The sequence below is a fragment of the Scopulibacillus darangshiensis genome (genome assembly GCF_004341035.1).
GTDB classification, from domain to species: domain Bacteria; phylum Bacillota; class Bacilli; order Bacillales; family Sporolactobacillaceae; genus Scopulibacillus; species Scopulibacillus darangshiensis.
On record NZ_SLXK01000042.1, the window covers coordinates 12,130 to 35,917 of the forward strand.

22 protein-coding genes and 1 pseudogene are annotated in these 23,788 nt (G+C 39.3%); 2 read left to right on the plus strand and 21 right to left on the minus strand.

What is annotated here, in order from left to right; all coding sequences use genetic code 11:
* The 4 genes from EV207_RS19100 to EV207_RS19115 form a co-directional block, all read right to left on the minus strand.
* Positions 1-324, minus strand: a complete 324-nt coding sequence (locus tag EV207_RS19100) for a carboxymuconolactone decarboxylase family protein (RefSeq protein WP_132747754.1) — start codon at positions 322-324, stop codon at positions 1-3.
* A 41-nt stretch (positions 325-365) separates the two neighbouring features.
* On the minus strand, positions 366-1,115 hold the full coding sequence (locus tag EV207_RS19105; RefSeq protein WP_132747755.1) for an SDR family oxidoreductase: 750 nt from the start codon (positions 1,113-1,115) through the stop codon (positions 366-368).
* A 184-nt stretch (positions 1,116-1,299) separates the two neighbouring features.
* Entirely contained in the window at positions 1,300-2,151 is an 852-nt protein-coding gene (locus EV207_RS19110; RefSeq protein WP_132747756.1) for an aldo/keto reductase, read from the minus strand.
* A gap of 35 nt (positions 2,152-2,186) precedes the next feature.
* A complete protein-coding gene (locus EV207_RS19115) occupies positions 2,187-3,170 on the minus strand; it encodes an aldo/keto reductase (RefSeq protein WP_132747757.1) in 984 nt (327 codons plus the stop codon).
* A 269-nt stretch (positions 3,171-3,439) separates the two neighbouring features.
* Here EV207_RS19115 and EV207_RS19120 point away from each other — a divergent pair, with 269 nt between their 5' ends.
* On the plus strand, positions 3,440-4,357 hold the full coding sequence (locus EV207_RS19120; protein ID WP_132747758.1) for an AraC family transcriptional regulator: 918 nt from the start codon (positions 3,440-3,442) through the stop codon (positions 4,355-4,357).
* A 114-nt stretch (positions 4,358-4,471) separates the two neighbouring features.
* Here EV207_RS19120 and paiA read toward each other — a convergent pair whose 3' ends face one another.
* Both paiA and EV207_RS19130 read right to left on the minus strand, forming a co-directional pair.
* Positions 4,472-4,990 (minus strand): spermidine/spermine N(1)-acetyltransferase, encoded by a 519-nt coding sequence (gene paiA / locus EV207_RS19125; RefSeq protein ID WP_132747759.1) that lies wholly within the window; start codon positions 4,988-4,990, stop codon positions 4,472-4,474.
* Between the two features lie 26 nt (positions 4,991-5,016).
* Positions 5,017-5,469, minus strand: coding sequence for a MarR family winged helix-turn-helix transcriptional regulator (locus EV207_RS19130; RefSeq protein WP_132747760.1), 453 nt, complete (start codon positions 5,467-5,469; stop codon positions 5,017-5,019).
* A 115-nt stretch (positions 5,470-5,584) separates the two neighbouring features.
* On the opposite strand from EV207_RS19130, the pseudogene EV207_RS19135 reads away from it, so the two are divergent.
* A pseudogene (locus EV207_RS19135) lies at positions 5,585-6,081 on the plus strand (YczE/YyaS/YitT family protein); the annotation flags it as partial.
* Between the two features lie 212 nt (positions 6,082-6,293).
* On the opposite strand, the gene EV207_RS19140 reads toward EV207_RS19135, so the two are convergent.
* The 15 genes from EV207_RS19140 to EV207_RS19210 all read right to left on the minus strand — a co-directional run bounded on the left by EV207_RS19140 (position 6,294) and on the right by EV207_RS19210 (position 23,659).
* The gene (locus tag EV207_RS19140) at positions 6,294-7,496 is read right to left on the minus strand and encodes a macrolide family glycosyltransferase (RefSeq protein ID WP_132747761.1); all 1,203 of its coding nucleotides are present in this window, start codon (positions 7,494-7,496) and stop codon (positions 6,294-6,296) included.
* Positions 7,497-7,726: 230 nt separating this feature from the next.
* Positions 7,727-9,121 carry an amino acid permease gene (locus tag EV207_RS19145; RefSeq protein WP_132747762.1) on the minus strand — a complete coding sequence of 465 codons (1,395 nt, stop codon included), beginning with the start codon at positions 9,119-9,121 and terminating at the stop codon, positions 7,727-7,729.
* 139 nt (positions 9,122-9,260) lie between these two features.
* Positions 9,261-10,547 (minus strand): histidinol dehydrogenase, encoded by a 1,287-nt coding sequence (hisD, locus tag EV207_RS19150; protein ID WP_132747763.1) that lies wholly within the window; start codon positions 10,545-10,547, stop codon positions 9,261-9,263.
* 149 nt (positions 10,548-10,696) lie between these two features.
* Positions 10,697-12,160 (minus strand): sigma-54 interaction domain-containing protein, encoded by a 1,464-nt coding sequence (locus EV207_RS19155; protein WP_132747764.1) that lies wholly within the window; start codon positions 12,158-12,160, stop codon positions 10,697-10,699.
* A 213-nt stretch (positions 12,161-12,373) separates the two neighbouring features.
* Positions 12,374-13,831 (minus strand): glycoside hydrolase family 1 protein, encoded by a 1,458-nt coding sequence (locus EV207_RS19160; protein ID WP_132747765.1) that lies wholly within the window; start codon positions 13,829-13,831, stop codon positions 12,374-12,376.
* Between the two features lie 30 nt (positions 13,832-13,861).
* On the minus strand, positions 13,862-15,721 hold the full coding sequence (locus tag EV207_RS19165; RefSeq protein WP_132747766.1) for a beta-glucoside-specific PTS transporter subunit IIABC: 1,860 nt from the start codon (positions 15,719-15,721) through the stop codon (positions 13,862-13,864).
* 117 nt (positions 15,722-15,838) lie between these two features.
* Positions 15,839-16,681, minus strand: coding sequence for a BglG family transcription antiterminator LicT (licT, locus tag EV207_RS19170; RefSeq protein ID WP_132747774.1), 843 nt, complete (start codon positions 16,679-16,681; stop codon positions 15,839-15,841).
* Positions 16,682-16,977: 296 nt separating this feature from the next.
* Positions 16,978-17,721 carry an alpha/beta hydrolase gene (locus EV207_RS19175; protein ID WP_132747767.1) on the minus strand — a complete coding sequence of 248 codons (744 nt, stop codon included), beginning with the start codon at positions 17,719-17,721 and terminating at the stop codon, positions 16,978-16,980.
* 239 nt (positions 17,722-17,960) lie between these two features.
* Complete coding sequence (locus EV207_RS19180; RefSeq protein WP_132747768.1) at positions 17,961-18,050, minus strand: putative holin-like toxin; 90 nt, start codon at positions 18,048-18,050, stop codon at positions 17,961-17,963.
* A 333-nt stretch (positions 18,051-18,383) separates the two neighbouring features.
* Positions 18,384-18,818, minus strand: a complete 435-nt coding sequence (locus EV207_RS19185) for a hypothetical protein (protein ID WP_132747769.1) — start codon at positions 18,816-18,818, stop codon at positions 18,384-18,386.
* Positions 18,819-18,937: 119 nt separating this feature from the next.
* Positions 18,938-19,546: a transglutaminase-like domain-containing protein gene (locus EV207_RS19190; protein ID WP_132747770.1), complete on the minus strand. Its 609-nt coding sequence runs from the start codon at positions 19,544-19,546 to the stop codon at positions 18,938-18,940.
* 19 nt (positions 19,547-19,565) lie between these two features.
* Positions 19,566-20,219: a MurR/RpiR family transcriptional regulator gene (locus tag EV207_RS19195; RefSeq protein ID WP_207902977.1), complete on the minus strand. Its 654-nt coding sequence runs from the start codon at positions 20,217-20,219 to the stop codon at positions 19,566-19,568.
* 127 nt (positions 20,220-20,346) lie between these two features.
* The gene (locus tag EV207_RS19200; RefSeq protein WP_243647158.1) at positions 20,347-21,465 is read right to left on the minus strand and encodes a mandelate racemase/muconate lactonizing enzyme family protein; all 1,119 of its coding nucleotides are present in this window, start codon (positions 21,463-21,465) and stop codon (positions 20,347-20,349) included.
* Positions 21,462-22,619 carry a M20 metallopeptidase family protein gene (locus EV207_RS19205; RefSeq protein WP_165887015.1) on the minus strand — a complete coding sequence of 386 codons (1,158 nt, stop codon included), beginning with the start codon at positions 22,617-22,619 and terminating at the stop codon, positions 21,462-21,464. Before EV207_RS19205 ends, EV207_RS19200 begins: the two co-directional genes overlap by 4 nt.
* Before the next feature lie 20 nt (positions 22,620-22,639).
* A complete protein-coding gene (locus tag EV207_RS19210; protein ID WP_243647159.1) occupies positions 22,640-23,659 on the minus strand; it encodes a YfcC family protein in 1,020 nt (339 codons plus the stop codon).
* Between the last annotated feature and the right edge of the window lie 129 nt (positions 23,660-23,788).

Here is a 23,788-nt window from a genome sequence, read left to right on the forward strand (position 1 = left end):
TTAATCTTTATAGATTTCTTTTGCGATGTTAAATGCTGACCAGGCTTTGGGCCATCCTGCATAGAATGAAAGATGGGTGATGATCTCCGCAATCTCAGCTTTTGTTAATCCGTTTGCTTTCGCCTTTTGAAGATGTGGCGTCAATTGTTCGAAGTTTCCTCCAGCCATTAAAGCAGAAACGGTAATCATGCTGCGATCGCGTGAAGATAGTTCTTTTTCTCTTGACCAAACTTCCCCGAATAAGACATCGTCGTTAAGTTCAGCAAATTTCGGCGCAAAATCTCCAAGTATGTCGCGTCCAGCGGTTTGTTTTTCAAATGCCATTAAAAAAACATCCTTTCATTGTTCTGGAGCCGAAAACCCCATTAAACTTCTTGAACAGTTGGGCGTAAAAGAATCTCATTCATTGTTGTATCAGAAGGAGTATCTATTGCAAAAGCAATGGTTTCTGCAATACGTTCTGGGCTAATCGCTACCGCTTCATACAATTGATTGATACCTTGTTTTAAGTCCTCATCTGTAATGGTATTTGGCAATTCTGTAGCAACAGCTCCAGGAGAAATAATGGTTACCCGAACATTGCTTTTCGCCACAGCTTCTTCTTGGCGCAGGGCTTCACTTATCGCGCGAACAGCATATTTCGTTCCGCTATAAACGCCACCGCCCGGATGGGTTTGGTGTCCGGCAACAGATGAAAGGTTGATAAAATGACCACTTTTTCTTTCACGCATAGATGGCAATGCAGCGGCAATACCATATAATACCCCTTTAATATTGACATCTACCATACGTTCCCATTCTTTTACCTTGAGTTTATCGAACGTTGAGTGCGGCATTAGACCCGCGTTATTTATCCATACATCGATTCGCCCAAACTTATCTAATGCGAGTTTTGCCAAGTCTTCGACATCATCATGTTTGGTTACATCTGTGACTTGATAGGCAGCGAGTTCCCCCTCTGTATCAATATCTTTCATGATTTCCTTCAAACGTTCTTCTCTGCGAGCACCAAGCACTATTTTATTTCCTTTTTTAGCAAGAAGTTTTGCTGTAGCTTCTCCAATTCCGCTAGAGGCACCTGTAATAATAACAACTTTATCTTGAATATTTGACATAAGAGATAACATCCTTTCTTGCTTCTTTATTTTGAATACAAAGCAATACTAATACTTGGAGTGGACTCCAAGTCAAGGGGTATTGTTAAATAAATTTCAGCAAGCTGATTTATATTGGGATCATCCGGGATGAAATAGAACAGGTGACGTTGTCCGTCGGTTTATAAAGGCAAAGTAAAGGGCATTAAATATCAAGTTTGCGAGTACCGATTGATTTCACCATTTCAGGATCCCTATGAGAAAAGAACAGGCTTTCTTTCGTGTCTAATGCCGCAATTCTCTCCATGTCCTCTCGATTTAATTCAAAGTCAAAGATATTGAAGTTTTCAATCATTCTCTCTTTGCGAACAGACTTTGGAATCACAACGACTCCTCTTTGTGTTAACCAACGCAAAACCACTTGAGCTACCGATTTATCATATTTGTTGGCTATTGATGCCAAAATTTCGTTTTGAAACATGTTGTTTTTTCCTTCGGCAAAAGGACCCCAGGATTCGATTTGAACATTGTTCTCTTTCATGAATTTTGCACTTTCGATTTGCTGGTTGAAAGGATGTGTTTCAACCTGGTTTACGGAAGGAGTTACTTCATTATGAATAATTAAATCAATCAGACGATCGTTCTGGAAGTTACTTACTCCGATTGCCCTGATTTTTCCTTCATAGTACAATTCCTCCATCGCGCACCAACAACCATATATATCTCCAAATGGCTGATGAATTAAATACAAATCCAAATAATCCAGTTGCAGTCTTTCCAGCGATTTTTCAAATGCTTTCTTTGTACGTTCATATCCTGTATCCTGAACCCATAATTTCGTAGTAATAAACAATTCCTCTCTTGGCACACCGCTCCGTTTAATGGCTCTTCCGACCGCTTCTTCATTTAGATAAGAGGCGGCAGTATCAATCATTCGATAGCCTGACATAATCGCGTCGCAAACAGCTTGTTCACATTCATTTTCATCTCGGATTTGAAAAACACCAAAGCCGAGTATCGGCATTTCAACACCATTGTTCAAAATTACCTTTTGCATATAAAGTCCTCCTGTTTTTAAAAATTATTTGTCAGTTATTTGCCGACCCTATTTGCATATTCAGCCGGATACCGCTCTCCCGAAATCTCGATCTTTGAAAGTGCATTGTTCAAATCACTAAGTTCCTTAGAAGTTAGTTCAACGTCAGCTGCGCCTAGATTTTCTTCCAGACGTTCTAGTTTCCTTGTACCGGGAATTGGAATAATCCATGTCTTTTGGGCAAGCACCCATGCGAGTGCAATTTGAGCCGGTGTTGCGTCTTTCCCTGAAGCAATCTTTTTTATCAAATCGACCAAAACCTGATTCGCTTCGATATTCTCCGGCTTGAAGCGGGGAACAATGCTGCGGAAGTCAGAGTTAACAAATGTTGCATTCTTATCAATTTTTCCCGTAAGGAATCCCTTTCCCAGAGGGCTGAACGGAACAAAACCGATTCCCAGTTCTTCAAGGGTAGGCAGCAGTTCTTCTTCAGGGCTTCTCCACATCATGGAATATTCACTTTGAATGGCTGTGACCGGATGAACCGCGTGTGCACGGCGAATCGTTTCCACGCCTGCTTCAGAAAGTCCCCAATGTTTTACCTTACCTTCCTTGATTAGGTCTTGTACGACTCCAGCTACTTCCTCAATCGGCACATTTGGGTCACCACGATGTTGATAGTAAAGATCAATGGTATCAACCTTAAGGCGTTTGAGAGAACCTTCTACCGATTGCCTAATATTCTCCGGCTTACTATCAAGCACCTGCTTGCCATTTACCATTTGGATACCAAACTTCGTCGCAATGACCGCCTTTCCCTTGAATGGAGCAAGCGCTTTGCCTACCAACTCTTCATTTACATATGGACCATACACTTCGGCGGTGTCGAAGAAAGTAACGCCGCGATCAATTGCCTCATGGATCAGCGAAATCATCTCTTTTTTGTCTGATGCCGGACCATAACCATGGCTCATTCCCATACAACCGAGTCCAATAGCAGAAACTTCTAATCCACTTTTTCCTAATTCACGCTTTTGCATTAGTTATCTTCCTCTCCTATTTATTAACCATAGATGTTCCGGGGCATCCATGGATACTCCGTCAACTCCTTATCTATAATTTGATATTTTTTTGATACAAATAAAAGGTGATTAACAACTTGAGCATCCTTATTATGCAATAAATGAAATCATGACTGGTATCACAATCGTATCAAATGATTGCCTAATCCTATCACAGCTATTTACGTAACAGGAGAATAAGAATTATAATTGGACCATCAATAATGAAAAAATAAAAGGAGGATTTTATGTTTGAACAATTATATAGACAAAGGGTTGAGCTCGCAAAAGCCATAGAATGTCACACAGGAAGTGATGGTTCTCATATGACTGCTATTCCGTCCTTATTTTTCTCCCATTACTCTAATAATACTGGACCAAATTATGGGGTTCATAAGCCTTCTTTATGCATTGTCGTTCAAGGGATGAAGGAGGTATTGCTCTCGCAGGAGCTCTTTAGGTATGGTCCTGCCGATTACCTTGTTGCATCTGTTAACCTGCCTATTACCGGACAAGTCACGGAAGCCTCTTCCGAAATTCCTTATCTTGCTCTCAAACTTGAATTTACACCAGGTGAAATTTTAGACGTTTTACGTGAATTTCAAATGGGAATTGACAAGAAGGAAAATACGAAACGAGGTATGTATGTTAGCAAAATAGAGCCATCTTTGCTAGACGCGGTAACAAGATTAGCTCGTTTGCTAGATACGCCAAAGGACATCCCGGTACTTGCTCCTCTAATTAGGAAAGAAATCATCTATAGGGTTCTGCAAGGAAACCATGGGGGAATGCTGAAACAAATAGCAATAGAAGGAAGTTCCACCAATCAAATCAGTGACGTGATTGAACATATCATGAATAACTATGAAAAGTCTTTTAAGATTGAGGAACTTGCGGAAATAGGAAATATGGGTGTGTCTTCACTTCATCGGCACTTTAAAGAGGTAACCGCGATGAGCCCAATCCAATTTCAAAAACAACTGAGACTTCAAGAAGCTCGGAGCCTGTTATTATCCGAATCAGCGGATGCAGCAGATGTTGCATTCCAGGTAGGCTATGAAAGTCCAGCGCAATTCAGCCGTGAATATTCCCGTATGTTTGGTTTTCCACCTAAAGAAGATATAAAGCGCCTGAGGGAGGAGTATGAACAAACGATAAACGAGTGAATGCCCCGCCTAATGGTGGGGGCCATTTGCGTGGAGAAAAGGACAATTTTTTTAGGGAGATGCACTAACCTGGAAAATTGTCGTACCTAACAATAAATCCACCTTTCAAAAAAGTTATATGAGTGTTTTGGTCATTATAAGGTCGATTTGTTGATCATCACCCATATAAAAAGAGTGGGCTCCAGTTTGGACAAACCCCATTTTCTTATAAAAAGCAATAGCATTTTCATTATATTCCCATACGCCTAGCCAGATTTTCTTTTTATTACCTTCCATCGCAATTTCCATAGCTTTATTTAGCAGATATTTACCAATCCCATGTTTTTGAAATTTATTCTTTATATAAATCCTTTCGATTTCAAGTGATTCATCACCCATTTCTTCAGATTGAGCATCACCCGTATTGACCTTTAAATATCCAGCAACTTCATTATTAAAAAAGGCAAAAAAGAATTGCGAAGAAATATTGGATAATTCTTTTTCTAATTGTTTTAAGTTAAATGCCCCTGCCAAATAGGCATTCATGTTTTCGGGTGAATTATGATCCTTAAATGTCTCATTGTATGTTTCACAACCAATTTCTTGAAGTTTGCGTGAATCTTCAAGGGTACACTTTTTTATATTTATAGTCATTTAAATATGTCCGCTCCTTTATATAATCAATAATTTCTCTTGTTTCCCTTTTTTACAAATTCCCAGTCCTTTTCTATATTTTTTCTTACCCTCTGAAGATGATTGAAAATGGTTTCTGCTTCTTTTTCGGAAAAACCCTCTAATGCAACCATATTGGAATAATCATTTTCTCTTTTTATAAAAGGATAAACATTTTTCCCTTTCTCTGCTGGAAAGAGCTTTTTAATTTTTTTGTTATGCTCATCTTCTTTCTTTTCGATAAAGCCATTAATTTCAAGTTTTTTTATCGCACGGGCTGCTGTTGTTCGATCTACTTTTATCATTTCGGCCAACTTTTCTTGAATGATACCTGGATTTTCATATATTCTCACAAGGTACAAATACTGTCCTTTTGTAAGGTCATGCTCTTTAAATTCTATATTACTTATAGAATCTAATGCCCTTGCTATCATTCCAATTTCACGAAGAATTTCCTTCATATTAACTCCTTAGCAGATATTTTTGTTGCAAATGCAACAAAGTTAAGCTAAATTTAATATATCCCATTTTTGTTGCAAATGCAATAAAAAAATAATAATAAAGAGGTTGGGTAAAGTGAAGTATGTTTTTTATGTATTAGGCATTTTCATATTAACCCTTGGTATTTCTTTCACTATACAATCAGGCCTTGGAACGTCACCTTTTGATGCGCTTTTGGTAGGACTGTCCATAAATGCGGGGCTTACTGTGGGAAGCTGGGAAGTAATCATAGCTTTAATATTGATATGTTGTCATTCGTTTTTAAAAAGACGAAGACCGGAAGTTTTGGGGTTGTTAACAGCATTTATAACGGGTATCGGTATTGATATGTGGCTTTTTTTATTGCACTTTTTTGTAACACCTGAACTATGGTACAGCAAAGCAGTTTGTTTTGGAATCGGCTTAGTTGTTATAGGATTGGGAACTGCAACATATTTACACACAAATTTTGCCCCAATCCAGTTGACCGATTAACTTTAATCATTAAAGAATTAACTAGAACAAATATATTTTTTTCGAGAACATTCATTTACTTCGTATTCTTGATAATGGCAATAATTTTAAATGGACCAATTGGCGTGGGAACTTTATTAACCGTTTGTTTTGGGGGACTAATACTTAATTGCTTTATGCCTTTTACTGAAAAAGTATTAGACCGGATATTAACACACTCTCGTACACCGCCAAACGTTGATAAAGATAAAAAGCATTCAATATAGAATGTTAAAGAGATGCCATAACCACTAAAAAAGCCACCAATAATGGCAGCTGAGAATTTTTATATTCAAATATCATATTGACTTTTAAATTTGAAAATCTCATTAACAGCTTGGTGATACCCACCCGATTTTTGAAAGGATTCTCTGATATTAGCAACAGCTTTATGGAAGGATTGGTGGTTTAACACATGATCCGCAGCTTCATATAGTCGATTTGCCGTCAAACTTTCCATTTGTAATTGAATACCCGCTCCGATATTGGCAACTTGCCTTGCAATGATCGGCTGATCCGCACTTTGCGGGATGACAATTAGCGGAACCCCGTAATAGAGCCCTTCATTGGTACTGTTCATTCCACCATGTGTGATAAATAATTTAGTGTATTTCAGCACTTCGGTTTGTGGAACATAATTTTTTACAATAAAATTTTGGGGGATCTCTCCCAATTCACCTAGTTGGGTTTGTTTCCCAATAGACATGACAAGGGTATGATCAGTGTCCCCAAATGCCTTAAAACAAAGCTTATAGAAATCAATGGCTTGGTTAAAGACAGTACCCAGTGAAATGTAAATGGGGCTTTTTCCCTTGATTGCAGTAAAGTCGACGTTTTTTTGCGTTAACCGTGAAGAAATGGATGGACCTACAAATTTATAGGTTTGGTCAAATGCTTCTCCAAAAGGCTGGAACTCCCTAGTTGTATAAACGATTGTAAGTGGTGCAGGGTTACAAAAAACTTCATAAGGAGAATTGATTTCAACATCATATTTTTCTTTAATTTTTGCTGTCAGGTTTTGAAAATCATCATTTATCCTTTTTAAAATTTCTGCTGGGACATTTTGTGAAAGATGTTCTAATGTTCTATCGAATGATATCCTGGACTGCGCAAAAGATGTACACGAATTGATCGCGGAAAGCTTAAGGATTTGGGCAAGTAACCGTCCACAACCAAACATAGAATCGTGGATCATGTAATCAAAATGCTCCCCTTTAATCTGTTCAAGAACGTTAGGTATGACGATATCTGCCGTATGTAAAAGTCCGTTGACTCTCTCGAGTAAGTGATTTCTTCCGCCGGAAATAAAGGCTTTTATAAATTTTTGACCATCAAATGTTCGTACAGTAGCTCCCGTCTTCTCTATCCGCTCCCGAAAAGCCTCTATCGTAAAGTACACTACCTCTTCTCCACGCGAAATAAGCTCTCGTACAACCCCAATAGTTGGATTGATATGTCCTTCTGATCCGCCATTAATAAATAAAACACGGGCCAATTCTATCACTCCCTAGGCAAAGATATTTTCTTTTTTAAATTTTCGACATAAGGTGACTAAAACCTTTATTTGAAGCACTTGCCTTATATAAGAAAATCGTTCACTGCCTTACGTTCCTCAAAACATTCTACAAAATATATAAAAGCAGCCCGAACTTAACATCGGCTGCTTTTTGTCTTTTGCATACTAATAATTTTTTGTTCAAAACAACTGCAATATCATTTTTCTTGTTAAGCATCTGTCCTTCTTTCGTATAGAACTGAATTTGATTTCGTTCTCCTTCTGTGCAGTAAAAAGTAAGAAACAAGAACAAGCACCGTAATGCCGAATGTCAGGAAGAATTGCAAGCGCATAGATGGTATAAAAGCCTGCGCAACAAAGATTGCAAACAACATTATTATTGTTACGTATGTTAGATATGGGAACAGCCACATTTTAACTTTTAAGAGCCCAGGATTTTCTCTTTCAATTTTCTTTCGGGATCGCAAGTGTGACACAGCAATAAATATATACATAATCATTGTGACGCCGCCCGAGCTGCTTGCTAAAATAACAAATATTTTATCCGCAACCACTAATTTTAATAACGTGATAATGTACACAGCTGCTACGCTAGCCAGAATTGCGGCAATTGGAGCCCCGCGTTTATTTACTTTTGAAAGAGGTTTTGGTGCATCTCCTTTATTAGATAGAGAATACAGGATCCGCGAACTGGTATACATACCGGTGTTTAGAATCGATAATAACGAAACGAAAATGACGATATTCATAAATTGACCGGCAATCGGCAAGCCTGCCATATTAAATATACTCGCATAAGGCGCTTTAAATAAGCCTGATTCGCTCTTAGGAAGCAAGAACACTATTATGATTGAAGAACCTACAAAGAATATCAGCAGTCGCCAAACAACACTGTTAATTGCCTTAATTATATTTTTCTCCGGGTTCTCAGATTCTCCAGCCGCGATTGCCGCCACTTCACTTCCTGAGATAGAAAAGGTTATAAATACTATACTTAAAAATACTGGAAGAATGCCATGAGGGAAAAAGCCGCCATAGGAATTAAAGTTCGTTAATCCCGGCGATTTTACGCCAGGCATAATGCCCAAGATCATGGCTGCGCCAATGCACAAGAAGGCAATAATCGTTGCCACCTTAATAAATGCCAGCCAATATTCGAACTCCCCATAAGATTTAACCGAAAATATATTCGTTATCATCATAATGATCGGAAAACATAAGCTTGCTATCCACGTTGGAATCGACGGTACCCAGCCATGAACCATAGCTCCTAGTATCGTTGACTCTATGACGATGATAATTATCCAGTTAAACCAATACAGCCAACCGATGGTATAACCAGCCCAGGGACCTATTGACTGCTGGGCATAGGTCGAAAATGATCCGCTGTCCGGGTTTAATACTGCCATCTCCCCAAGCATACGCATCACCAGCACCACCATAATCGTTGCTAATAGATACGATATGATAGCCGCTGGTCCTGTATCATTAATAATCGTTCCAGTGCCGACGTATAAACCGGACCCTATGACTCCGCCAATCGATATCATTGTAATATGTCTTGTTTTAAGACCCTGTTGAAGCCCGCTTTTCCGAGTAGCCATCTTTTTGTCACCATCCTTATCATTTACTTAACCATTTCCTCAACTCGTTTGCGAGTCTTTTTATAATGAAAATGATGGAAGACTCACAAAATAAGGTCTTATTTTGTGAGCCTTTCACTTTTCTTTCCATAGGAAATGACTATATGTTTTCTTCGATATCTAATTTTCCCGTTAATCGAATGTTTGCCGATCGCAAATGGCCGATTAACCCTTCTCTATTTGATTGCCTGACGCAATGCGGCGCTAATTGTGTCACCCCTTCATTTTCAATTCTCTGATAGGTAACAACTTTCAGGAAAGTGCCAACCCATACACCGCCTGTATATTTAGCAGCAGCATTCGTTGGAAGAATATGATTCGTTCCACAAACTTTATCGGCAAAAACAACGGAAGCATTTTCTCCCAAAAATAGAGATCCGTAATTTGTTAATTTATCTAAATGTGAATAAGCTTCCTCTACTTGGACATGGAGATGTTCCGCAGCTAAATGATTTGTAATAGAAATGGCTTCATCCAGGGACTCTGCCAAAATAACCTGTCCCCTTCTCCGCCAAGATTCCCGTGCAACTTTTGCAGTAGGCAACGTCTGTAATTGCTTCTCAATTTCATGAATAACTTCAAGTCCAAGTTCTCTGCTCGTAGTGACTAAAATACCTTGCGCGTCAATATCGTGCTCTGATTGAGCCAGCAGGTCGGATGCCACATATTCAGCTTGCGCTGTTTTATCAGCAAGAACCAACACTTCACTCGGTCCTGCTAAAAGATCTATGCCTACAACGCCATTAACCTGCCTTTTTGCTTCGGTGACAAAGCGGTTGCCAGGGCCAGTGATTTTATTGACTGGACTTACCGTTTCTGTTCCATAGGCCAGTGCTGCTATCGCTTGTGCGCCGCCTAATGAAAAAATTTCATCTGCCCCCGATTGATGAGCGGCATAAAGGACGGCCGGATGAATCACTCCCTCTTTGGTTGGAGGGGTACAGACTCGGATGTTGGATACGCCGGCAACCTTTGCCGGAATAATTGCCATTTGTGCCGATGAAAGCAATGGATATCTGCCGCCTGGGACATATGCGCCGACAGACTCAATAGGAATAACCTTTTGCCCCAGATGAACTCCTGGAATCATTTCTTGTTCAAATTCAGTTAAAGTTCTTCTTTGTGCTTCTGCAAAAGCGCGAATGCGCTCTATCGAGAAAGCCATGTCCTCAATAAGCGTGGCAGGAAGTTTCTTTTTTGCTTCTAACACATCATCTTCGGAAACCTTTAGATCGTCTATTTCTACTTTATCAAATTTCTTCAAAAACCCCTTTAATGCTATATCGCCTTCATTTCTAACTTGTTGGATGATAGAAGCGACCGTCTGTTCCAATTCGTTCTTTTCTTGTGCTGGAATCACTTCTTGTTCTTTTAAAAATTCAACCATTTTTGCCAACCTACTTTCTTTTAGTTTTCCTTGCACTTATTACATTGCAAGGATCATGCCAAAAGAAACTTGGTCATTTATGAGTCATAACACGCCTAATCTACCCATTATTGACTCACTTGTTGAAAAAAACAGACCCAAAAATGACTCTATAAGTCGTTTTTGGGTCTGTTTATCTTATATTTGATACACTTTCGGCTAATCGTACTCTGGCTTGAACTTAAGAAGTCAGCAACTTTCCGGGTTGATCCAAGCTTCTTCATATAGTAGGATAATAATTCTTTTTCCACACTTTCAAGCCGCTCCTCGAGACTTAGTTCGTTATTATTGAAAAGTTCGGCAACAAAATCGCCTTTATCATAAAATGCCTTATCCTGCTTTGGCTCCTCTTTAAAATTTTTGGCAGGCGGCTGATTCGTCAACCCTTTATCTATCAAAATTCCATCCGTTGTAACGACTAACCGTTCCAAGGTATTCTCAAGTTCACGGATATTGCCTGGCCAGTCATACGCTGTTAATTCTTCCAAAACGTTTGGAGATAACATTTTGTTTGAGTTATATTTTGCGTTGATTCGGTCCAATAATGAAAAGATTAATTCAATCAGTTCTTCACGTCTATCTCGTAAGGGAGGAACCTCAATTGGCACAACGGATAGGCGGTAGTAAAGATCCTGCCGGAATGCTCCGTCTCTAACCATTTTGTCTAAGTCCCTATTTGTTGCTGCTATAATCCGAATATCAACTTTCTTTGTTTTTCTTCCTCCCACTCTCATAAATGACTTATTTTGAATGACTTGTAGCAGCTTAGTTTGCAAATCAATTGATAATTCGCCGATCTCATCAAGAAAAAGGGTCCCGTTATCCGCTAATTCAATCAGCCCCTTTTTTCCTGACGATAAACTCCCTGAGAAGGCGCCGGATTCATACCCGTATAATTCAGATTCAAATAAATTCGGTGGAATAGCGCCACAATTAATCTCTACAAATGAGGCATTTTTTCTCGTGCTCTCATCATGAATCCATCTTGCTATTTCTGTCTTTCCAACCCCTGATTCTCCAAGCAATAAGACCGTACTGTCAACTTTAGCCACCCTTCCTAACAACTCAAGTATTTTAACGATTGACGGGCTTTTCGCCACGATTTTATTTCCGTAGTATTGATTATTGCTTTTTAATTCATTAAGCTGGATATTATAGCTCTCTATCAGCTCTTCCATTTCCTTTATTTTCTCTTTTAAAGACAGCACCTCAGTTATATCTATTGTGTTTGAAATAACAAAGATCAGCTCACCAGAATCGTTAAACACTGGTGACGATGTCACATGCAACCTTTTTCCGTTAGAGGTCGTTTGAATCACTGTGACAGGCTCCTTTGTTTCTAACACTTTTAAAGTTGCGGAGGGTGTAAATATTCCTTCGGCAACCAGATCTCTCACATTTCTGCCTACTAATTCGTCCACGGATTTGCCACAATTTTTTTGACACGCGGGATTTACCCTTATACAATTTCCAGCTCCATCAGTCACGAATATTTCATCCATTGATAGCTCAAAGATTGTTTCCAATTCTAAAATTTCATGTTCCAATTTCTCTATATTTTTACTATTGCTCAATGATTATCCCCCTTAAAAAGCGCCCCGCTTATTTGTTAGTTCTATATTATTTCCCTATTCCCTTCTGCTTGGCATCAACCTGGCTAAATGCAATTTATGCCAAGTGAAGAATGACCGTTAGATTTGCTGTAAATTATATTTTTTTCCATTATAAAATAAGAGCCCCCGCTGATTTTAAATCAGGGGGGCTCTCGGATAATTACCATGCTTTAATTAAAGTTCTTCACCATTCGTTTCTATAACTTTTTTGTACCAATAGAATGAATCTTTGCGCCTTCTTTCCAATGATCCGTTGCCTTCGTCATCTTTATCGACATAAACAAAACCGTAACGCTTGGACATTTCACTTGTTGACATTGACACTAAGTCAATGGGTCCCCAAGTGGTGTATCCGATTAGTTCAACACCATCACCGACCGCTTCTTTCATTTGTTCTATATGTTTTCTTAGGTAATCAATGCGGTAGTCATCATGGATTGAACCGTCTTCCCCTGCTTTGTCGTATGCGCCAAGGCCATTTTCCACTATAAAGATTGGCAATTGATAACGGTCATACATGTCATTTAAAACAACGCGCAAGCCGATCGGGTCAATTTGCCATCCCCAGTCGGATGCTTCTAAATAAGGATTTTTCAATGTGTTCATTAAGTTGCCCTCGCTCCGCTCGCCTTCTGGAGTAGCTGAAGATAACATGGACATATAATAACTGATGGTGATGTAATCTACCGGATGTTGTTTCAGAATCTCATCGTCTCCGGATTCTTTTACAATCTTTATATCATTTTCAATGAAGAAACGTTCCATGTATTTAGGATATTCACCGCGGGCATGGACATCTGTAAAGAACAAGTTATCTTGGTTTTCCTTTTGCGCTTTTAAAACGTCTTCTGGATTCGGGGTGTTGGCATAATGACTCATTCTTGCCAGCATACAGCCCATTTTCCCGTCCGGAATAATGTCATGCAATTTCTTAGTGGCAAGCGCACTTGCTACAAACTGATGATGTAACCCTTGATATTTGGCTTGCATTGGGTTATCTTCCCTATCTGATAGAATGCCGCCGCCGGTAAAAGGGCTAATCGTGATCATGTTAATTTCATTAAATGAAATCCAGAATTTCACCTTATCTTTATAGCGCTTGAAAACCGTTTCCGCGTATCGGACAAAGTGGTCGATGACTTCACGGCCAACCCAGCCATTGTATTTTTCTGTTAATCCGTAAGGTGTTTCATAATGGGACAAAGTTACTATTGGCTCGATATCATATTTCGCTAATTCATCTAACACATTGTCGTAAAATTGCAGTCCAGCTTCATTTGGCGTTTCATCATAACCATTAGGGAAAATTCTTGACCAATGAATGGAAAAGCGAAAAGAAGTAAAGCCCATTTCGGCAAGCAAGGCGATATCTTCTTTATAACGGTGATAGAAATCATTGCCTTCACGCTTAGGATAACGCGCTGTCGTCTCACCGCTTAATGTTTTTCTAATTTGTTCAGAGGTGATTTCCATTGCGTTATCTTTTGTTCTTTGATCCTTAGGGATATATTCTACAAAGTCCGCAGCGGATAGACCTTTCCCGTCCTCGTCAAAAGCACCTTCAATTTGGTTCGCCGCTGTTGCTCCGCCCCAATAAAAATGATCTGGAAATTTTGCTTTAAATTGTCCCATAATACCTCTCCTCTTCCTAGTTTTAAATATTTATTTAACGATAGTTAATATCGTATCGTCAAACACAACATGGCTAGATGCCGATGGTATGGCATCTAAATAGTCCGCAGTATTCGTAATAATAACTGGTGTCGTAACTTTATAGCCCTCATCTTTGATGCCTTGAATATCAAATGTTATTAACTTGTCGCCTTTTTTTATAACGGTATCTTGTTCAACATGCGCAGCGTAATGCTTGCCATCTAACTGAACGGTATCTAATCCAATATGAATGAGGAGTTCAACACCATCATCGCTTACTAAGCCAATCGCATGTTTGGTAGGAAACAAGGTAACTACCTCCCCGTCAAACGGGGCGGTGACAACGCCTTCCGTTGGTTCAATCCCAACGCCTTTTCCCATTGCACCAGTTGAAAACACAGGGTCATCGATGTCTTTAAGCTGAATTATGTCACCTGATAATGGCGTTTTTAAATCATAAGTTCCTTTCGATTCCCTTTCAGCCTTTGAAGGCGTTTTTTCTTCCATTGCTTCTTCTGAATCACCCTTCTTCTTGCCTTTTGTACCAAATATAAAAGCTAAAATGGTTGCGGTAAAGAATGAGGCGCCAACTCCGAAAATATAGCCTAACATTGGCGTGTATGCCGGAATGGTAAATAAGCTGTTAAATACAAAGGCAAAGACTTTTACATTGAAGGTAGCCACAATGGCGCCGCCGACAGCACCGGCAATAAATACTAATGGTATAAGTTTTCTGTACCTTAATATTAAGCCGTAAAGAACCGGTTCTGTTACCCCTGCAAACAATCCTGATAATGTTGCCGCAAATGACAATGAACGCAAATCTTTATTTTTTCTGGCACGCAAGAAGATACCGAATGCGATTCCGATTTGCGCGAATGTCGAAGCCGCCGTGATCGGTCCGATCATGTCACCGCCGCGTGAGAAATTACTAATCATAATCGGCACGACACCCCAATGCACTCCTAAGACAACTAAGATTGGCCAGATACTGGCAATTAAAACACCTGTCAGAATGGCTGATTTATCCATTAGGAATGTCACAGCTGCAGCAATGCCTGAACTGATAAAATCCGCAAATGGGCCAAAAACAAGTGCTGTTAGCGGCACCATAATTAATAGGCCGACCATTGGCACAAAGAATAATTGAATGGTATCCGGTGTATACCTTTTAACAAACCGTTCCAAGGGTGCGTATACAACCATGGCAATTAACATCGGAAATACAGTTGATGCATAATCCATCGGAACGAGCGGAATAGTCATAAAACTAATATCGCCAGAGTGTTTAATCAATGCTGTAAAATGCGGTTCAAGCAAACCCGCTGCAATAGCACCGCCGATGAACGGGTTCACATTTAATTTTCGGGCTGCAGAAACACCTACAAATATAGGCAGGAAATAAAAGAAGCCGCTTGATGCCGCATTTAATACGGCATATGTTGCCCCATCAACATCAATCCAGTTAATAATAGCCAGAATCGCGAGCAATGCTTTTATCATGCCTGCACCGGCCATCGCAGGAATTAATGGGGAGAACGTGCCTGAAATATATTCGAAGATTTTTGCCATGACACCGATTTTCTCTTCATTTTTGCTAATACCCGCTGAATCTCCGGCAGCAATATTATGATTATTCATGATTTCGCTGTAAACTTTTCCTACCTTATTTCCTATAACAACTTGATATTGACCGCCTTTTTCTACGACTGTCAGAACATCGGGAATTTCCTCTAATCCTTGTTTGTTGGCCTTACTAGTGTCACTAAGCTTAAATCGCAGCCGTGTTGCGCAGTGAACAAGAGAATTAACATTTGCCTCACCGCCAACCAACCCAACAATTTTCACTCCTAATTGCTTGTTATCCACCCTTTTCACCCCTTCTTGAAAATAAAAAAACCTGAAAAGAACATAAATAGACGGTCGTCTACTTATCGCTCTCCCCAGGTTTTGCCTGCCAAACAGTAACAATCCTTTTAGGCTGTATTAACTTTTTTCTCTGCTTGATACCCTATGAATATGGATCATGAAATAAGCAAGCTCATCCTTTGTCATTTCAACGTTGTATTGGTTATTTAAATACGCTTGCACTTTCTTGGCACAGTCATAGGCTTTAGGATACTGCATTTTAACTTGCTTATATAATGCATCATTATGATCATTATTCAATTCACCGCGCAGCATTCTGTAGGCGAAATAGCGCAGATGGGTGATAAACCGGCTGTAATTCATCGACTCCTCTTCAAAGGCGATGCCATAATGGTATTTCACAATCGATGTGACACTACTAACAATGTTCGTCATCGCCATCGTTTCTTCCATTCCGGAACTGTCTTGCCTTGCGTTAAAGAGGTGCAAAGCAATGGATGCCGCTTCATCTTCAGGCAAGCTAACACCCGTTCTCACTTTTATCATATCCAATGCCTTGCGTGCAACACGGTGCTCGGCTTTATAGAACTTCTGCACCTCCCACATCAATGCATTTTTTATAGGCAGCCCGTTTTTGGATCTCGTGACGGCAAAATGAATATGGTCGGATAATGACAAGTAAAGCGAATCATTCAGCTCCGTGTGCAGCTCTCTATTTGCCATATCAATAATGTCTTTTGAAAGTGCCATAATGTCATAGGGGATATCATCGAATAACTCAGACAGCTTGTCAGCGAAGCTTTCCGAAGGTGTGATAAATGTCTTTTCTATCTTTTCTGTATCGATTTCATCGCCAACCTTTTTCTGAAAAGAGAGGCCTTTTCCCATAACGACCATCTCCGTTTGATTCAGATCCTCAGTCAAAGCGACATTATTATTAAAGATTTTCTTTATTTTCATATTCATCACTTTTCCTTCGAGATTAAAATAAAAAACCTGAGTTAACTAAACTTATAATAAGAGTTCCCCCCTATAAGCTTAATTAATTCAGGTTTTGCCTGCCGAACAGTAACAATCCTTTGTTTGATTAAATTATAAATGATAACGGTTTCTTTTGCAAATGCTTTAATTAAAAAATCGATCTAAAAGGATGGTTTAGATTCGATTAGACCTTAAAAATAATTGACAGAGAAAGACTCACTAGTATGTTTCTTTTCCAAAAGCTTAAAGACCAGCTGCTCGCCATCTCACTCCAATTATGACCAAGATAAACTTTCAAAAAACTGTAAAACATCATTGTACACTTTTTCAGCATCTTGATCTAAAGTAATAATATGTCCAGAATTCTCATACGTTTTAAATTGCTTATTTTTGCTTCTTACATGATGATGGATATATAATGCACTTTCACGATATAGTTCATCATCCTTTGCCCCCACCATAACAAATATCGGCACTTCTATTTTAGGAACCAATTCACGAATGTCGTCGATCATTGAACGAAGGTCTTCAAGGGATTCCATTGGTTCCTCCCGAAAAGCTTCCATTTCATGTTCAATTTGCGGCGCCTTTATGCCTTGCATTTTTTTGATATTATACGCATAATCCAATACCCGTTCATATAACTTTTCTGAACTTTTTCCTTTAACTGGTGCACTCATGGAAACAATCGCTTTTACCGGATAAGTCGCCCCTAACCGTAAAGAAAACTCCGCTCCTAATGAAACACCGACAACAGCAATTTGATTATAGCCTTCTTTTATCAAGTGGTTATACCCATCTAAAGCGCTTTGCCACCAGTCGGCCGGACTTGTTTCTTTTAGCTTTGCAGGATCCAAACCATGGCCAGCATATACCGGACCGTAGCATGTATATCCACCTTTTTGTAAATAACGTCCAAGTTTTCGAACGTCAGCTGTATTTCCAGTAAATCCATGCAAAAGAAGCACCGCTTTCTCTCCTGCTTTATACATAAATGGTTTTGGCGCCACTACTTTCATTATGATTCTTTCTCCTTTCACATCATCCGTCGAAAAGCTTAGAGAGTAATAGAACATCATTTTGGTTTATTTTTTTCTTAAGTGTTGTATAATGAATATAAATAGACCATCCGCAATAAAATAAAATGGACTGGAGATGTTGGTCCATCCCCAGTCAGCAATAAGACGTACCCTTCAAAGGGGCCCGGCGTCGGTTTAGTCAAAAATAGACCTCACCTAGGCTGCTAATCCAAGGGGGTCTATTTTTTGTCGTTTTTTATATATGTCAACAGGGCTAAAATAAACAGCCCGAATGTTAGCATCAGCTTAATAGCTTCAGCATCCGACATAGGCACTCACCTCCTTTTCGCTCCTCGTTGGAGTGGAAAAGGTGACGCCGACCCCCATGACTTGTTCCGTCTATTGCATGATTTCATTATACCATGGCTCAGGTAATATAAGACTGCTTTTAGGTTGTAAAAATTAAAAACATTAATGTTTCGCTTCTGTTAATTTGCTTAATAAAAATTGTCTTCTTCCCTGCTTATAAAACATATGAAGCACACCACTTGTTACGGCCCGAGTGATGTGCTTCATTTTTAAATTATGTCAATGTTTTTGATTTTTTCGAAAAACAACAGTCCTCCCCGACGATTCTCATTTTCGGCAACAAAATTTTTATTTTAAAAAGCTAACTCCGCACATTGATATATCATAATAATGATGCCAATGACCGCAAATCCCAACACCAAAGGCAGAAAGATCATTCTATATTTATAAAGGCCGGGGAGCTTATACGTGCTTGGATCATTAAACTTTTCCCTTGTTTCTCTTTTTAAAAGGTAATACACGAGCAGCTCGAAACCCGGGATAAATATTGTTACCAAAAATCCGATAAACATGACGGGATACACAGTATCATTACCAAATCCTAAATTTCTTAATATCCCTCCGACAATAAAAAAAGCTGTCAAAGGAATGGCGAAAACAACCTCAAGCATAAGTCTAAATTGTTTTTCACGGTCTTGTTTTGAACTATTAATATACTTGCGAATAAGATGAATGGCTATCCCTAGCAAGATTACCCAGGCTAAAAAGATTAAACATAATTTCAACATATAAATCTATTTCCCCCTTGAACATTATTACGTTCAGTTGGTGGAATAGGTTCCTGTGGGGATTTTATGGCGCAAAAAAGAGTCCGAGTTTTTGGGCAAGCCTATTTTTGATCCAGTATTTATAAAAAATCTGGCAGATCGTATTTATACATTTCTAGAGCATTTGAATTTTCTTCTAAAGCAGCAATAGTTTTGCGATTTGGTTCCGTATATATAATTGGATAGTCCTTTTCATCAAACTCCTCATTGATTGTAAATGCAAGTTTTTCAACTTCAATGGAAAACTCCGCATGTACCCCTGGTTTATTACCGCGAGCATCCAAACGCACCCATCTGTTATGCGATTTGAGGTATATTCCGTTAAGAGTATGAAGGGAGTAGCCTTTTTCAGGTGTATCAAATATCATAAGCCGTTGATAACAAAATCCTGTTGGTATTCCCTCTGCTCTTAGTAATGATGCGAGTAAATTTGATTTAGCATAACATATGCCTTCACGATATTTAAGAACGTCGGAAGCTATTACAGTGACCCTTTCGCTTTGAATATCCCATGAATGTGATATATGGTCCCTGACAAATTCAAAAGCGGTCTTAACCTTTTCAATTTCTGATTGATCTTTATTGAACAACTCATTTATTTTAGCCTTGATTATAGGATGGGAAAAGTTAATCACTTCATTTTCCTCTAAATAGTCCTTAAAATTTGATGACTCTGGTATAAGTTTCATTAGAATCCCCCTAAATCAGTTAATTTTCCTCCGAACGAATCGCATAGGCATCTAGAATGACACGAGCCATCACTTGGATCGGCAATCGTGAACGGACTTCGTAATCAGGAAAATAGGATTTTTCCGATTTAAAGCCAACTAAGGAAATTTCGCACAATTCATATAATGGGCTATTTTGATTGGCCGTCAACAAAATCGTGCTCACGCCATTTTGCTCACAATTCAGAGCGGCTTCAACAAGTTCCGTTGTCTTGCCATTTGTCTTGCCATTTAATGATACGAAAATAACAATGTCCCTTTTGTCAATTTGTTTGCTAATCGTTCTGATTATATTAGGATCATCATGCAATTCACAATTTTTTCCTAGCAGTTGAAATTTTATCATCATTTCTTTTGCTGTTAGTTCAGAAAAGCCTCGAGCGAAGATAGTGATCTTTCTTGAATGAATAATCTTCTGAAGAGCATCCTCAATCGTCCCGCTATCAAGAAGCTGAATCGTTTTAATAACCTCTTGTTCATTTTTTAGGATCGTCTCTTGAATTTTTTTATCAATTTTTTCAACAATTGAAAATCCCGCGCTCGGATGCGCCGGTTGTTGTTTTGGTTGAAGTTCTTCTAAATTTAGAACTTGCTTTAGAGCAGAAACATAGTATTTAAGTTGGCGACTGAACAAGGCTTTAGCGAAATGAAAAAAAGCCAGACTTCTCAGCGTTTAAATAGAGAAAATCAGGCTTTTACATTGTCTCAAAAAACAGGATTCCCTTCACCTGCAACCCCATTTGTATAACCATCCTTGTTCTTTAATTTATCGTCAATTTATCCTCCGTCATCGCTAATAATTTATTTTCATCAACCTTTATACCCAGCCCTGGAACTTCCGGAGGATAGATGTAAGGGATTTTGTACGCTAAATCACCGATGTCGTTTTTGAATAACAACGGTCCTGTTAGTTCATTTGATATGATGTTCTTTTTAGCGGCTGATAGATGAATTCCCGCACTTGATGCGACGGAGGATTCAACCATGGATCCGATTTGGCATGTTAAGCCCCCCATTTCCGCCTGGCTAACTAATTTTAATGCAGGGTAGATGCCGCCGCATTTCATTAGCTTAATATTAATGATATCAGCAGCTTGATAATTGATCACACGCCGCAAATCCCAAGAATTTTTGAGCCCCTCGTCAATCATGATTGGAATGCTTGTATTTTTTCTTAATTGATTTAAGCCTTCAATATCATCTGCAAGAATGGGCTGTTCAAGCCAGTCAATGCCAAGGTTTTCTAAACCTTTTATGATAGGTAAAACCTTTATTGGACTTCTCCAGCCTTGATTCACATCAACTCGCCACTTAACGGGAGTGTCTAATGTATCAATCGCTTCTTTGATGCCCCGCAGCCTTACCATGTCATCTTCCGGTGTCGTCCCAACCTTTATTTTAAGAGATTGATAGCCTGCCGATACAGATTGAAGCGCTTCTTTAGCCATCACCTCAGGGTCGTTAATGCTGATGACCTTGGTGACATGAAGCCTTTGATGATAACACCCTCCAATTAACTGATAAACAGGCTTTTGAGTTATTTTTCCCATAAGATCGTAACAGGCGATATCAATCGCAGCCTTAGCCGTGGGATTTCCATATAAAATGCGATCCATTTTCTCATGAAGGTCCTCGATATCAAAGGGATGATGATTAATTATGATGGGAAGCAAATAATGTTGAAGCGCTTTAAAAGTGCCTTCATACGTCTCACCCGTGACATGTTCATCCGGTGTGCCTTCCCCAAAACCAATAAATCCATCTTCAGTTTCTAACCTTACAATAATAGAAGGCATTGCTGTATATTTTTTATATGAAACAATAAAGGGTTCAACCAACGGTAATTGAACAGCATATAGGGTTGCCTTTTTGATCTTCACGACGTCACCTCTAAATAGTCTAGTAGTGTTTGCGACATAATTTTCACTCCCACCGGCAGCATCTTCTCGTCAATATCAAATTTTGGATGGTGGTGCAGATATGGATTATCCTTGGAATGTGTTCCAAAGAAAATATATGAGGCCGGTATCACTTGTGAGTAATATGCAAAATCCTCGCCGCCGAATGTCAGGGGCACCTCAACGATATTGTCAGCCAAGTGCAATTTGTTTATTGTCTTTAAAACTGAATCAATGACATGTCCGTCATTTATCAACGGCGGATCGCCTTTCTGGAAATCTAGTGTGAGTTTTGTGTTAAATGATTCCTCAATTCCATGTGATATTTTTGCCATGCGATGTTCAATGAGACCTAGTAAATCTGGATTGAAATATCTTACCGTACCGCTTAATTCAGCGGTATCTGGAATAACATTATAACTGGAACCAGCTTTCATTTCCCCAATACTAATAACGGCACCTTCATTAGGGTTGATGTCGCGGCTTATAATGGTGTGAAGTTGTGTCATGAGATGTGCTGCTGCTAATGTCGGGTCGATGGTCTCGTGAGGCTGTGATCCGTGCCCTCCTTTTCCTTTAATCTTAATATTGAACCTGCTCGCGCCTGCCATGAAAGGACCTTTTCTATAACCAATCAAACCTGCAGAAAGATGCTGCCACAAATGATACCCAAATATAGCCTCAACATCTTTCAAAACACCCTTTTCAACCAATTCTTTTGCCCCGCCTGGCACCGTTTCTTCAGCATGCTGGAAAATAAATCGAATCGAACCATTTAACTTTCCTATGTAAGGAAGTAAACTTTTGATAACACCGAGAAGGATAGCAATATGACCATCATGGCCGCAAGCATGCATCACACCGGGATTAATAGATTGGTACGGCAGGCCTGTCTCTTCCTGGACAGGCAGAGCATCAATATCCGAGCGGGCAGCGATCAGTCGCGACCCGTTTCTTCCATATATGTCACAAATGACGTCTTTGCCCGTCAGACTATATGTTTGCAGCCCCATAACCTGGAGGGCGCTTTCTATATACTTTTTTGTATTTGTTTCATTATGAGACAGTTCAGGATGTTGATGAATATACCGCCTTTGTTGAATGATCCATTGTGCCATTTCATCGCTTATGAACATAGTCAGAACCCTTCTTTCGTTTAATAGCCTGTTAAGTGGGCTATGGTAACAAATATGGCGCCCAAACCATAGTGAATTAAAATCAAAGGCCAGATCCACTTTACCCATTTGATCCAGGAGATACCTGCAATCGCAAGTGCCGCCATGAAATAACCGGATGTTGGTGTAAATATATTAGAAATACCATCACCGAATTGGAATGCTAAAACAGCCGTTTGCCTGGAAACATCGACTAGATCCGATAAAGGGGTCATAATCGGCATGGTTAAAGCCGCTTGGCCACTCCCTGAAGGCACAATATAATTAATAAAACATTGGGCAATGAACATGCCCATGGCTGCTATCTCAGACGGAAAATGACCGATTAAATTGGAAAGACTGTGCAGGATGGTGTCCATCACCTTTCCTTCTTGTAACACGATAAGAATAGCATGAGCTATGCCTACCACCAGTGCTCCCACCACTAATACCTTACATCCTTCAATAAAGTTTTCAGCAATATCGTTAACAGGCATTCTAGAGACAATCCCCATTAAAACGCCCATTAACAAAAATAAACCGGCAATTTCATTGATATACCAACCGAATTTAATCACCCCAAAAGCTAATGTAATCAAAGTGCCAATTAAAATTGTTAAAACGAATTTTTGTCTTAGAGTAAGCTTATCGATTTCCGATGGGTCAACAACATTAAAGTCTATGGGGTCATTGTAGGTAAGACTCTTTTCGGGACTTTTCTTAATCTTTCTTGCGTAAAGCATGACATAGGCGATACTGACTGAAGTGAAAATAACCCAATAGATAATTCTTAAACCCATACCTGAAAATAAAGGAAGCTCAGCGATGCCTTGAGCGACGCCAACTGTAAAAGGATTCATAAATGCAGCAGTAAAACCTGAAGCAGTTCCCAACAAAACGATTGCAGTTCCAACCATGCTATCAAATCCCAGCATTAAAGCTAAGGGAACCATTATTGTGATATATGGTATAGTCTCTTCCGCTAGACCAAGCATGGCCCCTCCTAGGGAAAAAAAGGTCATTAATACTGGAATTAATAGATTTTCCTTACCTTTGACCCGGATTATTCATAGGACTAACCGAAGAAGCAATTTGGATGAAAATTGGCAAACGCCTTCATTTATTTCGGAATTTGAAGGTGTTTTTCTAGC

Coding starts and splice junctions, on each gene's coding strand:
- EV207_RS19100 (WP_132747754.1), bottom strand. CDS start 324: ATGGCATTTGAAAAACAAACCGCTGGACGCGACATACTTGGAGATTTT.
- EV207_RS19105 (WP_132747755.1), bottom strand. CDS start 1,115: ATGTCAAATATTCAAGATAAAGTTGTTATTATTACAGGTGCCTCTAGC.
- EV207_RS19110 (WP_132747756.1), bottom strand. CDS start 2,151: ATGCAAAAGGTAATTTTGAACAATGGTGTTGAAATGCCGATACTCGGC.
- EV207_RS19115 (WP_132747757.1), bottom strand. CDS start 3,170: ATGCAAAAGCGTGAATTAGGAAAAAGTGGATTAGAAGTTTCTGCTATT.
- EV207_RS19120 (WP_132747758.1), top strand. CDS start 3,440: ATGTTTGAACAATTATATAGACAAAGGGTTGAGCTCGCAAAAGCCATA.
- paiA (WP_132747759.1), bottom strand. CDS start 4,990: ATGACTATAAATATAAAAAAGTGTACCCTTGAAGATTCACGCAAACTT.
- EV207_RS19130 (WP_132747760.1), bottom strand. CDS start 5,469: ATGAAGGAAATTCTTCGTGAAATTGGAATGATAGCAAGGGCATTAGAT.
- EV207_RS19145 (WP_132747762.1), bottom strand. CDS start 9,121: ATGGCTACTCGGAAAAGCGGGCTTCAACAGGGTCTTAAAACAAGACAT.
- hisD (WP_132747763.1), bottom strand. CDS start 10,547: ATGGTTGAATTTTTAAAAGAACAAGAAGTGATTCCAGCACAAGAAAAG.
- EV207_RS19160 (WP_132747765.1), bottom strand. CDS start 13,831: ATGGGACAATTTAAAGCAAAATTTCCAGATCATTTTTATTGGGGCGGA.
- licT (WP_132747774.1), bottom strand. CDS start 16,681: ATGAAAATAAAGAAAATCTTTAATAATAATGTCGCTTTGACTGAGGAT.
- EV207_RS19175 (WP_132747767.1), bottom strand. CDS start 17,721: ATGAAAGTAGTGGCGCCAAAACCATTTATGTATAAAGCAGGAGAGAAA.
- EV207_RS19180 (WP_132747768.1), bottom strand. CDS start 18,050: ATGTCGGATGCTGAAGCTATTAAGCTGATGCTAACATTCGGGCTGTTT.
- EV207_RS19185 (WP_132747769.1), bottom strand. CDS start 18,818: ATGTTGAAATTATGTTTAATCTTTTTAGCCTGGGTAATCTTGCTAGGG.
- EV207_RS19190 (WP_132747770.1), bottom strand. CDS start 19,546: ATGAAACTTATACCAGAGTCATCAAATTTTAAGGACTATTTAGAGGAA.
- EV207_RS19205 (WP_165887015.1), bottom strand. CDS start 22,619: ATGTTCATAAGCGATGAAATGGCACAATGGATCATTCAACAAAGGCGG.
- EV207_RS19210 (WP_243647159.1), bottom strand. CDS start 23,659: ATGACCTTTTTTTCCCTAGGAGGGGCCATGCTTGGTCTAGCGGAAGAG.